The organism is Vibrio orientalis CIP 102891 = ATCC 33934 (assembly GCF_000176235.1).
Lineage (GTDB): Bacteria > Pseudomonadota > Gammaproteobacteria > Enterobacterales > Vibrionaceae > Vibrio > Vibrio orientalis.
Genome location: NZ_ACZV01000005.1, coordinates 1,269,976 through 1,284,098, shown reverse-complemented (window position 1 = coordinate 1,284,098; position 14,123 = coordinate 1,269,976). Strand labels below are relative to the sequence as shown.

The 14,123-nt window shown below is 44.3% G+C and carries 11 protein-coding genes; 7 read left to right on the top strand and 4 right to left on the bottom strand.

Going from position 1 to position 14,123, the window contains the following annotated elements; all coding sequences use genetic code 11:
• Positions 1 to 4: 4 nt before the first annotated feature.
• On the bottom strand, positions 5 to 1,693 hold the full coding sequence (locus VIA_RS16570; protein WP_004414355.1) for an NAD-dependent malic enzyme: 1,689 nt from the start codon (positions 1,691 to 1,693) through the stop codon (positions 5 to 7).
• 157 nt (positions 1,694 to 1,850) lie between these two features.
• On the opposite strand from VIA_RS16570, the gene VIA_RS16565 reads away from it, so the two are divergent.
• The 3 genes from VIA_RS16565 to VIA_RS16555 all read left to right on the top strand — a co-directional run bounded on the left by VIA_RS16565 (position 1,851) and on the right by VIA_RS16555 (position 5,652).
• Positions 1,851 to 4,196, top strand: a complete 2,346-nt coding sequence (locus VIA_RS16565; protein WP_004414354.1) for a helicase-related protein — start codon at positions 1,851 to 1,853, stop codon at positions 4,194 to 4,196.
• A 213-nt stretch (positions 4,197 to 4,409) separates the two neighbouring features.
• Entirely contained in the window at positions 4,410 to 4,787 is a 378-nt protein-coding gene (locus VIA_RS16560; protein WP_004414353.1) for a hypothetical protein, read from the top strand.
• Between the two features lie 211 nt (positions 4,788 to 4,998).
• Positions 4,999 to 5,652: an outer membrane beta-barrel protein gene (locus VIA_RS16555; protein ID WP_004414352.1), complete on the top strand. Its 654-nt coding sequence runs from the start codon at positions 4,999 to 5,001 to the stop codon at positions 5,650 to 5,652.
• 70 nt (positions 5,653 to 5,722) lie between these two features.
• On the opposite strand, the gene VIA_RS16550 is transcribed toward VIA_RS16555, so the two are convergent.
• The 3 genes from VIA_RS16550 to VIA_RS16540 all read right to left on the bottom strand — a co-directional run bounded on the left by VIA_RS16550 (position 5,723) and on the right by VIA_RS16540 (position 9,160).
• Positions 5,723 to 6,913: an amino acid aminotransferase gene (locus tag VIA_RS16550; RefSeq protein ID WP_004414351.1), complete on the bottom strand. Its 1,191-nt coding sequence runs from the start codon at positions 6,911 to 6,913 to the stop codon at positions 5,723 to 5,725.
• A gap of 208 nt (positions 6,914 to 7,121) precedes the next feature.
• Positions 7,122 to 8,633 carry an HD-GYP domain-containing protein gene (locus VIA_RS16545; protein ID WP_038211204.1) on the bottom strand — a complete coding sequence of 504 codons (1,512 nt, stop codon included), beginning with the start codon at positions 8,631 to 8,633 and terminating at the stop codon, positions 7,122 to 7,124.
• 227 nt (positions 8,634 to 8,860) lie between these two features.
• Positions 8,861 to 9,160 (bottom strand): hypothetical protein, encoded by a 300-nt coding sequence (locus VIA_RS16540; RefSeq protein ID WP_004414349.1) that lies wholly within the window; start codon positions 9,158 to 9,160, stop codon positions 8,861 to 8,863.
• Positions 9,161 to 9,346: 186 nt separating this feature from the next.
• On the opposite strand from VIA_RS16540, the gene VIA_RS16535 reads away from it, so the two are divergent.
• The 4 genes from VIA_RS16535 (at position 9,347) to VIA_RS16520 (ending at position 14,082) form a co-directional block, all read left to right on the top strand.
• Positions 9,347 to 10,738, top strand: a complete 1,392-nt coding sequence (locus tag VIA_RS16535; RefSeq protein WP_004414348.1) for an aminotransferase-like domain-containing protein — start codon at positions 9,347 to 9,349, stop codon at positions 10,736 to 10,738.
• 89 nt (positions 10,739 to 10,827) lie between these two features.
• Positions 10,828 to 11,037, top strand: coding sequence for a hypothetical protein (locus tag VIA_RS16530; protein ID WP_004414347.1), 210 nt, complete (start codon positions 10,828 to 10,830; stop codon positions 11,035 to 11,037).
• 162 nt (positions 11,038 to 11,199) lie between these two features.
• A complete protein-coding gene (locus VIA_RS16525; RefSeq protein WP_004414346.1) occupies positions 11,200 to 12,051 on the top strand; it encodes an SMP-30/gluconolactonase/LRE family protein in 852 nt (283 codons plus the stop codon).
• 183 nt (positions 12,052 to 12,234) lie between these two features.
• Positions 12,235 to 14,082, top strand: a complete 1,848-nt coding sequence (locus VIA_RS16520) for a M3 family metallopeptidase (protein WP_004414345.1) — start codon at positions 12,235 to 12,237, stop codon at positions 14,080 to 14,082.
• The last annotated feature ends 41 nt before the right edge of the window (positions 14,083 to 14,123 follow it).

Sequence of the window (14,123 nt, the reverse complement as noted above, 5' to 3'; positions counted from 1 at the left end):
CCAATTAGAAAGCCGTACGCTTGTACTTGCGGTAAACCGGCTGCCAGAATGAAGCATCGATGGCTTCTTCTAACGCTTCATCGGTGATTTCTAGTGCCACACCTTGCTCGATAGCCTTCTTAGCAACGGCAAATGCAATCTTCTTAGATACAGAGTGAATCGCTTCTAGAGGTGGGAGTAACGCACCTTGGCCATTGATTGCTAGAGGAGAACAAGTCGCAAGTGCTCGGCTTGATTCCATTAGCATTTCGTCAGTAACACGCTTCGCCTGTACAGCAAGCACACCTAGGCCGATGCCTGGGAAGATGTAGCTATTGTTACATTGGGCGATTGGGTAAGTTTTACCTTCGTGTACCACTGGGTCAAATGGGCTGCCTGTCGCAACAAGTGCTTCACCGTTGGTCCAACGAATAATGTCATTAGGTGTTGCTTCAACACGGCTAGTCGGGTTCGATAGAGGGAAGACAATCGGACGAGCACAATGTTTGTGCATCTCTTTGATGACTTCTTCGCTAAATAGACCCGGCGCGCCAGATACGCCAACCAATACTGTTGGCTTAGCATTACGCATTACATCCAGCAGTGAGTAACCATTACCTTCAGAGTCCCACTTAGCGGTGTTCTTATGCTTTTGAACAAGGCGCTGCTGGAAGTCGAGCAAGTTAGGCATGCCTTCTTGCAGTAGGCCCCAGCGGTCAACCATGAACACTTGTGAACGCGCTTGTTTGTCACTGATACCTTCCGATACCATCTGTGCAATGATAGCTTCAGCAATACCACAGCCAGCAGAACCCGCACCTAAGAAGGTAACACGTTGATCAGACAGCTTGCTGCCTGCTGCTTGACATGCTGCAAGTAAAGAGCCGACAGTAACGGCAGCTGTACCTTGAATATCATCGTTAAAGCAACAAACGCGATCTTTATAACGCTCAAGTAGTGGCATTGCGTTTTTCTGAGCAAAATCTTCGAACTGGATCAGTGCATCAGGCCAGCGACGCTGAACCGCTTGCATAAATTCTTCTACGAATGCGTCATATTCTGCGCCTGTGATACGCGGATGGCGCCAGCCCATGTACATAGGGTCAGCCAGACGCTGCGGGTTGTTAGTACCCACATCTAACACGATTGGTAGAGTGTAAGCAGGACTGATACCACCACAAGCGGTGTAAAGAGCCAGCTTACCGATAGGAATACCCATACCGCCGATACCTTGGTCGCCTAGGCCTAAGATACGTTCACCATCCGTTACAACGATTACTTTTACGTTGTGGTTTGATGCATTGTTCAGAATGTCATCAATGCGGTCTCTGTTAGCGTATGAGACAAACAAGCCACGGCCACGGCGGTAGATGTTAGAGAAGTTTTCACATGCTGCACCAACGGTTGGTGTATAGATGATTGGCATCATCTCAGAGATGTGGTTTTGTACCAGACGGTAGAATAGTGTTTCGTTAGTGTCTTGAATGTTGCGTAGGTAGATGTGCTTATCCATATCGCTTTCGAAATTACGATATTGTTGGTAAGCGCGTTCCACTTGTTCCTGAATTGTTTCAGTGTTTTCTGGAAGCAGACCTTCTAGGTTAAATGAGCTTCTTTCTTCAGCTGAAAAAGCACTGCCTTTATTAAGGAGCGGGGTGCTGAGAAGCGCAGGGCCTGCATATTGGATATATAGAGGGCGTTTATCGTTATTCATCACATGCCTATAGTAAGGTTTAGGGTCGACAGACCTTTGGGAACAGGAACATAAAAATGATAGGGATTCGTTGTCGTATTGTAAACTGAATATTCCTGCATTCTGGCACAGTTTACGTATATAATTTCGTGCTTTATCCCAACAGATAGCTTAGTCCATGTCTCGCTTGCCAATCGATAGCCTCAAATCTCAATTCTTAGCGCAAATCTCTTCGCATCACCTGATTGTTGAAGCAGAAACAGGCTCGGGAAAATCGACGCGTTTACCACTGTGGGCTGCAGAGAAAGGGCGCGTGTTGGTGATTGAGCCTCGGCGAATTGCCTGTACATCTTTGGCACAGTTTTTAGCTGAAGAAAGTCAGCAACCGCTTGGCAAACAAGTTGGCTATGCGATTAAGCTTGAAACACTTTATGACGAAGATACTCAAGTGGTATTCGTAACGCCTGGTGTTGCACTACGCTGGTTCTCTGAAGACAAACTTGCCACTTTCGATACCATTATTGTCGATGAGTTTCATGAAAGGCGCTGGGATACCGATTTGCTGGTAGCTCTACTCAACGATTGGCAGCAGCACCGACTAGTTGTCACCTCTGCAACGATTGAAGGCGATAAGCTGGCGGCTTATGTTGGCGCGAAACGACTGCAGGCGAGTGGGCGAAATTATGATGTCGCCGTCGGGTATCGCAGTGGTGACTCTAGGCAATTGCCTGATGCAAGAAACCTAGACGAAAAAGTAAAACAAGAGGTGCTTGCTCTTCTCGATATGGAAGGGGATATTCTGGTGTTCCTTCCGGGGCGTAAAGAAATCGCCCAATGTATGAGCAAGTTATCTAATCTTGAGAGTATTGTTCCGGTTCCCTTGCACGCATCGGTGACTGACGAGCAGCGACAAGTCGCACTAAATACTCAACCCTACAAAAAAGTAGTTTTAGCGACCAATGTGGCTGAAACATCATTGACGATCCCAAATATCGTTGCGGTGATTGATTCAGGCCTAGAGCGTAGAACTGAACAAAGAAATGGCCGTACCGCTTTAAGTTTAAAGCATATCTCCAAAGCGAGCGCTAAGCAGAGAGCTGGGCGTGCCGGGCGTGTTATGGATGGGGTATGCATTCGACTTTATGGCGAGCATGCTGCTTTGGCTGCGACCACTCCACCTGAACTTCATAGAGAGACACTCACCGAAGCGATGTTAGCTTCTTCAAGCTGTGGCTCTGCGATAACCACGTTAACCTTCCTAGAACCTTTACCCGAAAAGTCTGTCACTCAGGCTCTCGATGTATTGCATAAAATGGGCGCTATTGATGAAGAGGGATTAGCGACTGAGCATGGCAAACGTCTCTATCCACTCCCTATCGATGCACTATATGCGGATCTCGTCACTCGCATCGAAAAAAAATCGCTCAGGGAAGCCATGGTTGATATGACGGCTGTCCTTGCGACGCCTGCAAGCCTCTATCGCTATTCAAGCAATGAAGAGCAGCAAGAGAAATTGGCCCAAGAAGAACCAATCGGCTGCGATGCTCAATTGGCAATTGCTTTGATTCGCGGAGAGACATTCTCTGGCGTTAATGTCGATAGTGATGTGCTAAAAGAAGCGCAGGCATTGGCCAAACAGATGAGAGAGGCGTTTGAATTACCAGAGCTTTGTGTTGCGTCACGCTATAGTCATTCTGAATTGGCCTTTGCAATCGCAGCACTGCATCCAGAGTTAGTCTTTGTTAGACGAGTTAAACGTAGGGAAGCCTTCGCCAATGGTTTGATGGAAGTTACGCTTGGCCGGGATAGTCGCTTGCTTGATAAAGCGGAAGCGGCATTGGTACTGGATACTCATAGCCTGCCAGGTCGGGGAGTGAAACAAACACTTAATTTAGCCACATTTACCATGCCATTAGCTCAAGCAAAACTTGCTGAATTGGGCATAGGTGAGTGGGAACAAGCGGAGACTCAACTGATTGAGGAAGTGCCTCATGTTGTGATGCAGTTGGTCTATGCGGGAAAAGTTATCGCTAGTAAAACTGAGGTGGCTAAAGGGGAACTGGCAATACAACCTATGATTGAAGCGGTAAAAGCGAACACAATCATGCCGGGATTTGCCAAGTTAAGAACTCAACAGATAGAACACTGGAAGATCTATAACGCACTTGGATTAAACAGTGAAAGCTTAGAGTCCAATCAGTTAACGTTTGAGACATGGTTCCACGAACAGCTAGCCATGCTAGAGCTGACTGATATTGAAGAGCTGCAATTATTTAACGCCGATGATTTCGTTTTTGAAGGGATCCCTTACTGGGAATATGAAGACTTCGCGCAAACTTATCCATTTGAACTCATGTTGGGAGACTTAAACCTCGACGTTGAATATCACGTTAACAAGAAGTTGGTTTGTGTCGTTTATCGGGATGGTCTACGTAAGACCTATCCAAAACGTTGGGAGCTACCAAGGTGGAACGGCTGGCGAGTGCAATATAAAAAGGCGAGTAAGGTCGTCGATATAAAGTAGCTGATTTTGTTGTATATTATTCGGTAATAAAAATATTAAACTTCGGAAACTGTATGGCGTTTTGTTGTGTGGTTTTTGTTACAAAGTGTGTTTTTATATAGCTTTTCTAGCTCTTTTTTGGGCATAAAAGATGATTGTTTTATATCCTATTGCTATAACAAAGCTTATGAAGGATATTGAATACACTGTGTTGCCGACGTTACGGGGGATGATATGGAACATCTAGGCAAGACAAGTGTTGTATTCGACTATACTTCTTTTCTCGGTGCTTCTTGTAGTAAGAAATGGACATTCTTAGAGGCAATGAGTACGTTTGCTCCGATCTTTAGTTTAGCTTGGAAGAATACGATAAAAGAAACTATCTCGGTTGAAGACCGCTTGTGGGATCAGGCAATGAAATCGTTGTCTGCCAATCGTAGTGATGAGTCAAACATCGTCACCTTACTTCAACTTGCACAAACTGAAGGTATTGAAGAGTTGAAGCTTGTTATGCCTTATGAATTAGAGGCAGAACAACTAGAAAAAGTCCGCTCTAAGATTAACGTAGAAATCTCTTCATTGTCTCAAGACGAGCTCATGATTAAGTTCTAACCAAAAAAGATCTCCCTGCGAGATCTTTTTTAGTTTTCATTGTTCATAAGATAGCGCTCGATCATAAATCTTACTATTACTTCAGTAACTTGCCGAATACTTACGCTATATTTCTAACTGTTGTTCTAATTTATCTATACACACTTTAACGGTCAAACTCCCAAAAGTATGGGGTTAACGTGAAGGTAGTTGGAGAGTCACAGGGGTTATAATGGAATTAAAACTAAGCTGGGTATTGGCACCTCTTCTAGTCGCTACATCGTTTCCATCATTTTCTAGTCCAGAAACAAATGAGATTAAGTACGATTACTTCTATGCGGATTTAAGTGCTGGTTCATTGAATGAAAACCTTGGGGTAAACAATAACGTGACCGCACTGTCTATAGGCGGTAATTACCTATGGACTGATAATGTGTTGGTTACGTTAGATTATACCGCGAGGTTTATCCACCCGAGTGCGACGACGACAGAGTTCTACACATTACTTCCTGGCGTTGCCTATCGCTACCCATTACTCGATAAGCTTGATGTCATTGCTGGTGCCAAGTTAGGTTATTTATGGGCCTCGCAAACCCTTGATGCAACCGATCAAGAACTGTTTAAAGACAACGAAATGATGTGGGGTGCGAGTCTTGAATTGAAGTACGCGTTAACCAAAGCGTGGGAGCTCGCAATGCGAGGTGAGCTGAACAGCAGTGACTTAGCTGACGTTGGTGTATTCCATGTTCGTGCCGATTATCAATTTAGCTCCAACTTAAGCGTCGGCGGCTTTTATACTCACAGAGATGGCGACTATCAGACCGCTGAAATTAACGGAAATGCGACCACTAATGAAGGTGGAATCTCACTACGTTATCTCTATTAATTCGCTTTTCGATGCCTAGAATCAAAAAGAGCCAGCAAATTGCTGGCTCTTTTAATTTGTCACAGTGCTATTAAAGAACAGCAGCGATGCCTTTACAAAGTGGCAGCATGTTTGAGCGAGTCATACCAGCAACACTGATGCGGCCTGAACCAACGATGTAGATAGCGAACTCATCTTTTAGGCGATTAACTTGTTCTTTAGACAGACCAGAGAACGAGAACATACCATTTTGGCGTTCGATAAAGCTAAAGTCAGCGTCAACACCTTGCTCTTTCAAAGTCGCAACGAATAGTTCGCGCATTGCTTGGATACGATCGCGCATTTCAGCGACTTCTGCTTCCCATTCTGCGCGTAGTTCAGCGTTATTCAGAATATGAGTCACAACGGCGCTACCGTGTGCTGGTGGGTTAGAGTAGATAGAGCGAATAATTGCTTTTACTTGAGAGAATGCTGTCGTAGCAACTTCCTCAGACTCAGCGACTAGAGTAAAGGCACCAACACGCTCATTGTATAGGCCGAAGTTTTTAGAGAATGAACTCGCAACTAAGATTTCTTTGTTGTACTTAGCGAAAATACGCAGACCTTGAGCGTCTTCTTCTACGCCTTTCGAGAAACCTTGGTAAGCGAAGTCGAATAGTGGTAGAAGTTTTTTATCAGCAACAAGTTTCGCTAATGTTTCCCACTCTTCAGCTGTTGGGTCAATACCAGTAGGGTTGTGACAACAACCGTGTAGTAGAACGATATCGCCTTCTGCAGCTTTTTCTAGGTCAGCGACCATAGATGCAAAGTCTTTGTCTTTAGTTTCAGCGTTGTAGTAGCTGTATTGAGCAGTTTGGATACCCGCAGCGGTGAATACACCGTTGTGGTTCGCCCATGTCGGGTTGCTGATCCAGATCTTAGCATCACCTAACTGACGCTTAATGAACTCACCGGCTACGCGAAGTGCACCTGTACCACCTGGTGCTTGCGCAGTTTTTGCACGTTTGTCTGCAACGAGGTCTGCATCAGCACCGAATAGAAGCTTCTGAACCGCTAATGCGTATTCTGCTGTCCCTTCGATTGTTAAGTATGATTTGGTTTTTTCCGTTTCAATAAGCGCAGCTTCGGCTTTCTTTACCGTCGCAAGAACAGGGGTTTCACCTTGTTCATTTTTGTAAATACCAACACCTAGGTTAATTTTTTCTGAGCGAGCGTCTTTTTTAAACTCTTCAGTAAGGCCTAGAATCGGGTCCGCAGGAGCCGCAACTACTTTTTCAAACATAATCGTCATCCGTGTTAATCGAAGGGAAGATATAAATAACTCGTTTATTTATACCTGTCTCAGCGATGAGTGACAACAGCGAAAGGAAGAAAATAGTGAAATATAAACGTTTAGCGTTTACTCAGGCAAAATTGAGGGATTTAAAACAACTATCCCTTTCACTTTTAGAGTGAAAGGGAGAGTAGAGTACAGAAAATCGTCGAGGGAATTATGCGTGACTAGGGGTGAACTGTTGCAGCTGTTCTCGCTCAAGTTCATTTTCTTGTTTTTCGAGCCCGCGATACTTGTCGGCAATCGCAACAAACTCATGCTCTATGGCAAGGAAGGCTTGCACGATCTGCGGGTCAAAGTGTTGTCCATCCCCTTCAAGGATAATCGATTTCGCTTTGTCATGACTGAATGCTTTTTTGTATACACGTTCGGAAATAAGTGCATCATAAACATCGGCTAATGCCATTAATCGTCCTGAAAGGGGAATTTCTTCGCCTTTTAGACCATTAGGATAGCCTTTACCGTCCCACTTTTCGTGGTGAGTCAGTGAAATCTCTTTGGCAAGCTGCAAGAACGAATTACTGCCGAGTTGTTGTTCTGCCATCGATAACGCTTTCGCGCCAATTTCAGGGTGACCTTTCATTACTTCAAACTCTTCAGCGGTTAACTTACCCGGTTTGAGTAATATCTGATCCGGGATACCGACCTTGCCGACATCATGGAGTGGTGCTGACTTGTAGAGAAGTTCGATATAGTTCTCGGTGAGTAATGTCTGGTGTTGCTCAAACTGGCTGAGGTATTGGGCGAGGGCTCTAACATACTCTTGGGTTCTTAATATATGCGCCCCCGTTTCATTGTCGCGCGACTCGGCCAAAGCCGATAGACTAATGATCGCTACATCTCGAGTTGTCTTCACTTCTTCTTGGCTTGACTGCAAGCTGTCTAGCATTTCATTGGTTAATGATGCCATCGACCCCAACTCGTCATGCTCGAAGATGGGTAGTCGGGTATTCATATTACCTTTGGTGACTTCGACTAGTGAGCTCTCTTGAGCCAGTAGAATTTTGTGCATTAGTTTTGACCATAACACCATGATAGTGATGGCATAGCCACCTAGCACAAATGCAATATAAATAAACTCTTTGATAACACTTATCTTACCGCTGCCATCAAGCACACGGTCAGGGTTGTGCTCTAACCAAAAGATGTCTTTAACCGCGACCATTGCGAGCATCGTCGATAGAGTCACTAACAACAAACTCACCATAATGATCATCTGCTTGACCATCGATTGTCGTTCGCCGCTTAACTCAAAATCGCGACGCTGTTGATTGGATAGATTGTCAAACTGGGCTAGTTTGGCGATGAGCTGCAAGATTAACCCAGTAAAAAAGCCAAAAAGCGTCATTCCCAGTAGTACTTTTAAATTACTATCAAGCGGAAAGTCATAATGAAAATTGTAAAACAGCGCTAGTGGAAGGCTGGCTAAGCAAAACAGCGTAGCATCAAGCCTTGCAAGTCGGTTTTCTTTAACCAGAGAGTGGTCCCGCAATAAATAGTGGCGGAATAAAAAAACGGCTCCATAGGTGACAGAGATATGGAAGAGTATCTGGCTAGCGGTTAACGTTTCAAGCATTGGGCAAACGCGCCCGCCATAGATACCAAAAATCAGTGCAGCTACTACGTAAAGTTTTAGTGTAAGAGATGCATTATAGTTTGAATTCACCATCATCTAGCCCCTGCGCCTTTCGTTTCCGCTATGAATAAGAATAGTATTCATAACTACTAGTGATAAAGACCCGGAATCATATCGCCAAATTTCGCTTATGAATACATTTTTACAACAATAGTCGTACTTTTGGTTTCATACTAAAGATTAGTACAGTCGTCAGAGAGGGGATGGAGGTAAGGTTCCATGCCTAGATTGACATGGAACCTGTGTCAGTGTGGGAGTGACTATTTCTTTAGATTAATTTCTGATTCGCGAGCTTGAGTTTCAATGTCAGGCGTAGAGCTTAATTTATTTTTAGCCCAATCATTGATATGAGATAAAATCGCTTTAACAGCATGTTTTTCTGTTGCCACTTCACCATCCGTCACATCGAGATCTTGTTTTGGGTGAGAGCCTGTCGCGTCTTCTGCGATATGTAGCCAATCAGGGTGCCAGTAGTAAGGTTGGCCGCTTGGAGTCGTCCAACTATGAACGCCATTGCTCTCGCCTTTGTATTCAATGTGTGATGAATCGTACTTTTTCATTATTGTTATCCCTGTTATTAAGGTTAATTGGATCACTTTAACCTGATAAATGTAACAGAGTTTTAAAGATTTAATGTGATATGGCGCAACAAACAGGATGCGTTAAAAACTAATGTTGCCGACGAGAGATAAGTAACTCTTTGATTTTGTGAACTATGATATGGTTCAGGCACTAAAGAGGGAACAATGAACCGATATCAGCAGTTAGCGCAACAACTTAAAGAACAGATCAAGTCGCGAACTTGGAGGGCAGGAGAGAAGATTCCGTCGATCCGAGCGGCAAGCCAAAGCTTTTCTGTAAGTCCAGCCACTGTCCTACAAGCCTATCAGCTATTGGAATCTGAAGGGTGGCTCAACGCGCGCCCCCAGTCTGGCTACTTTGTTACCGCAATACTTGAACGAGGCAGTGAGCCCGAGCTAGAAGCTCTACCTGATTTGCCTAAGTTTAACGACACGTTATTCGAATTCCTGCAATCTAATAGTCGTGCATCGGTGGCACTTGGGTCCGCATTCCCTGACCCAAGCTTGTTTCCAATTGCCACATTAAATCGCCATCTAGCGAGCGCAGGGCGTAAAATGTCAGCGCAAAGCGTGGTATCGAATATGCCACCTGGTAATGAAGACTTGAGGCGACTTATTGCTCAACGTTATCTCAAACAAGGGGTAGATGTCTCACATCAGGATATTGTTATTACTTCTGGTGCACTGGAAGCCTTAAACCTCAGCTTACAAGTGGTGACCAATCCGGGAGGTTATGTCGCGATTGAAACGCCGACTTTTTATGGCGCGATACAAGCAGTCGAACGGCTTGGGTTACAGCCTATCGAGATCCCGGTTGATCCGAAGCATGGGCTTAGCCTCAAAGCGTTGGAAGAAGCGTTCAAAAATAACGATGTTAAAGCATTTTGGCTGATGGCGAATTTTCATAACCCAACAGGCTCTACATTAAGCAATCAAAAGAAACAGAAGGTAGTGCAGCTTGCGAATCAATACAAAGTTAAGTTGATTGAAGATGATGTTTATTCAGAGCTGTACTTTGGCAGTGATAAGCCTAAGCCACTTAAAGCTTGGGATAGTCATGAGGATGTATTGCTATGCGGTTCACTCTCTAAGGCGCTATGTCCGGGTTATCGAATTGGCTGGGTGGTGAGCAAATTATTTAATGCGCCGATTCAAAAGCAGCAATTAATTTCTACATTATCAGGCAGCGCGCCGATTCAACAAGGTGTTGCACACTTTCTGACTCACGAAAGCTTTGATAATCACCTCAGGAAATTACGTAAAGAGTTGGAAACTAGACAAGAGTATGTTGTGACTTTGCTTCGTCAATTACTCGGGGAGCGGGCTAGGTTCTATATACCTAACGGAGGCTATTTTATCTGGATAGAGTTACCCAAGAATACCGATACGCATAGTTTGTTTAAGTCTACGGTCGAACAAGGTATTACTTTTGGTTTTGGTGGGCTATTTGGTGAAGAGAAGCGGCATGGTAACTTTATACGTTTGAATACATCATTTAAACCTAGCCCTGAACTTGATCAGGCATTGCAGCTTATCGCATCGAAGGTAATGGAGTAACTGCTTGGTTAATTTTTGCCACAACTGTACTGCTCGTTAACTCACTGTTTATGCTGAAATAGCGAGATTTGTTTAAGTGTGGTGACAGTATGGAAAAGCAGAACATTAACAATGAACTTCGTCTGGTTGGCGTAGCCATTGTACTCGCGTTGCTCTTAGTTGTGGGGCATTTGATTTTAGCTAAATCATTTGAAGGAATCGCTTGGGTAGAATACACGGCGGCAGCGATACCTTTTGTCATGTTTGGTTTATGTATATTTGGAATACACTCCGCTGCACGTTCTAATCGTTCGCAGTAATAGAAGGGCTAACTTATCAGGTTAGCCCGTTAGCGCATTGTTGATTAGAGTATTGTTGATATAGTGCAACAGTATTTTGAGTAATGGTGTATTTATCAACAGTAAGCGTTTCCTTAGTATTCATGTTGAATTATTAATCAACGTAAAACATAAGGAAATACGATGAAAATTCTTGCTCTCGAGCTTGCTGCCGCTCTAGTAATTAGTGCTCCTGTTATGGCTGAACCACAGCTGATGAAAACCATTCCTAACTTACCAGGAGCGGAGTCGATCGTTTACGATCAATCAAAACAAACATACTTCGTTTCCCTTCAAGCTGGTGATAAAGCCGGAGATGGGTCTATTGTCGCATTGAACAAAGATCTCAATTTTATTGCGACGGTAGCAAGTGGCCTAGAAAACCCCAAGGGGATTGCATTAGCCGGAGATACATTATTCGTCGGGGATATGGAGTATTTAGTTGAGGTTGATTTATCTTCTGGCGAAATCATTAAGCATGCAGCGAAAAATGCGCAGTTTCTAAATGACGTGGCAATTGACGACAATGGTGACGTCTACGTTTCAGATATGTTTACTTCAGTCATTTACAAAATGTCTGAGAATCAAGTGACGACTTGGATAGACTCGCCGGAGCTCGAAAACCCGAATGGATTGACCTTTATTGATGGCGATCTCTACGTAGCAGCGTGGGGTTACTTCAATGACGGCAATCCTATTGAAGCCCCTTATGGACGAATTCTAAAAGTCGATCCAAAGACCAAGAAGATATCAGCCATCACTGAAAAGCCACTTGGAAACTTAGATGGCATTCAAGTCGATAACCGCGGCGATCTGCTTATCTCTGACTGGAAGCAGGGAACGATCTACTCAGTATCAGAACAAGGTCAATCACGTATGTTGATAGACTTACCAAGGGGCGTTGGTGATATCTATTATGCGCCGAATACGTATCAACTCTTCGTCCCAATGGCACTGGAAGGGGAGATACTAGTCTACCGCAACATCAGTCTATAAGTTTTTGCCCCATGACCAGTCTTTACTTTGGTCATTGGGGCTTTCTTCTCTGTAAACTGAAATAGCGTACGTGTAACAGAATTTACGCTGACCCGAGAGCTCGATATGCTACTCATTTTCTAAATACGATCAAAGCGTGTCATAATCCTTTCTCTACACTAAGTTAACATTTGAAGGACCCAAATGACTGCTACCGAATATCTCAACGACCTAAACCGACGCTATCTTGCTATCCACCGCAGCAAAGAAGACTTCTTTTGGGCAACGTATATGGGGATCAGCGATGACCATGATGGCTCGACCAAAGCGCAAACTAGATGGACGAGTTTCTTAAGTGATGCGGAGCAAATAGCAACCATCAAGCAGCAGTTACAAGCGGCAGAATCTATTGCAGATGCCACCGAAAAGCAGCAAACAAGTATTGGTCTACGAGGCTGGTTAGCGACGTTTCAATCTCATGCAATTGAAGGCGCTGCTGCTCAACAACTGAAAAATGAACTGATCGAATTTGAAGCCGGTTTGTTTGAGAAAAAGCAAAAACATACGCTCTACTACCAAGATGAAAATGGTCATCAAGTCGAAGGCTCCTTACCTGTATTGGCTGCGGCTATCCGCACCAACGATAATGAAGACACGCGTCAGTCAGCGCATCAGGCTCTCCTTAACTTAGAGCAATGGCTACTTGAAAATGGCTTCATTGATCTGATAAAACTGCGAAACCAATTTGCTCGCTCTCTCGGGTACGAGAGTTTCTTTGATTATTCTGTCGCCAAGAAAGAGATGATGTCATCGCAAGAGTTGTTTGCGATCTTAGATGACTTTGAAGCGCGAACTCGCGAAGCCAACCTTTCTAGTTTAGCGAATCTCGCTCACGAAAAAGGTCAAAATGCATTAACGGGACATAACTTTGTCTACTCATATTCAGGTGACGCGATGCGTGACCTCGACCCTTATGTTCCGTTTTCAAAATCTTTGCGTCGTTGGGTAGAGTCATTTGGCCGCCTAAATATTGAATACTCTCAAGCCGAGCTCACTCTGGATTTACTTGATAGAAAAGGAAAATACCAAAACGGTTTCTGCCATGGGCCAGTTCCATCATTCTATGATCAGAATGAGTGGGTCCCAGCTCAAGTAAACTTTACCAGTAACGCTAAACCAGACCAAATAGGCAGTGGTTATTCTGGCATTAACACCTTGTTTCATGAAGGTGGCCACGCGGCACATTTTGCGAATGTGAAAATGAATGCGCCTTGTTTTTCCCAAGAATTCGCTCCAACTTCAATGGCGTACGCTGAAACACAATCGATGTTTTGTGATAGCTTGCTAAATGATGCAGATTGGCTAAAACAGTACGCTCTAGATGCAGATGGCAACCCGGTCCCTGATGAGATTATTCAAGCGATGATCAACAGCAGTCAACCCTTTGCGGCTTACCAAGAACGCAGCATACTTGTGGTGCCATATTTTGAACGATCTCTTTATCAATTGGCTGAAGAGGAACTGACTCCTGAACGCATTACTGCATTAGCTCGAGAGTGTGAGAAAACGATTTTGGGGATCGAGTGTAGCCCTCGTCCTTTGATGGCTATTCCGCACCTAATTTCTGATGAAGCTGCTTGTGCATACCACGGTTACTTGCTGGCACACATGGCCGTTTACCAAACGCGCGCGTACTTCTTAGATAAGTTTGGCTACCTTACCGATAACCCAGAAATTGGCCCTCTGCTAGCAAAACACTATTGGCATGCTGGGAATCAAAGATCTCATAACGAGACGATCATTAGTTTAACTGGGGAAGGGTTTAATGCTAAGTATCTTGCGGATGCGTGTAATCAATCTCCACAACAAGCATGGGCTGCGCAGCAAGAGAAGATTGCTGGCTTAGCAACGCGCCAAAGAGCCAAGGTCGCTTCACTTAATGCAAAAATTAAGGTGGTTGATGGCAGTCAGGAGCTGGCCAATAATCAAGGTTCTGACGAGCAAATGTGTGAGCAATTTGAGCGTTACATTAAACAAACTTACGGTTGTTGATGCCCAGTTCGCTCTAGGTTCGGCGGTTTGAATCCGCAGAA

Coding starts and splice junctions, on each gene's coding strand:
- VIA_RS16570 (WP_004414355.1), bottom strand. CDS start 1,693: ATGAATAACGATAAACGCCCTCTATATATCCAATATGCAGGCCCTGCG.
- VIA_RS16565 (WP_004414354.1), top strand. CDS start 1,851: ATGTCTCGCTTGCCAATCGATAGCCTCAAATCTCAATTCTTAGCGCAA.
- VIA_RS16560 (WP_004414353.1), top strand. CDS start 4,410: ATGGAACATCTAGGCAAGACAAGTGTTGTATTCGACTATACTTCTTTT.
- VIA_RS16555 (WP_004414352.1), top strand. CDS start 4,999: ATGGAATTAAAACTAAGCTGGGTATTGGCACCTCTTCTAGTCGCTACA.
- VIA_RS16550 (WP_004414351.1), bottom strand. CDS start 6,913: ATGTTTGAAAAAGTAGTTGCGGCTCCTGCGGACCCGATTCTAGGCCTT.
- VIA_RS16545 (WP_038211204.1), bottom strand. CDS start 8,633: ATGGTGAATTCAAACTATAATGCATCTCTTACACTAAAACTTTACGTA.
- VIA_RS16540 (WP_004414349.1), bottom strand. CDS start 9,160: ATGAAAAAGTACGATTCATCACACATTGAATACAAAGGCGAGAGCAAT.
- VIA_RS16535 (WP_004414348.1), top strand. CDS start 9,347: ATGAACCGATATCAGCAGTTAGCGCAACAACTTAAAGAACAGATCAAG.
- VIA_RS16530 (WP_004414347.1), top strand. CDS start 10,828: ATGGAAAAGCAGAACATTAACAATGAACTTCGTCTGGTTGGCGTAGCC.
- VIA_RS16525 (WP_004414346.1), top strand. CDS start 11,200: ATGAAAATTCTTGCTCTCGAGCTTGCTGCCGCTCTAGTAATTAGTGCT.
- VIA_RS16520 (WP_004414345.1), top strand. CDS start 12,235: ATGACTGCTACCGAATATCTCAACGACCTAAACCGACGCTATCTTGCT.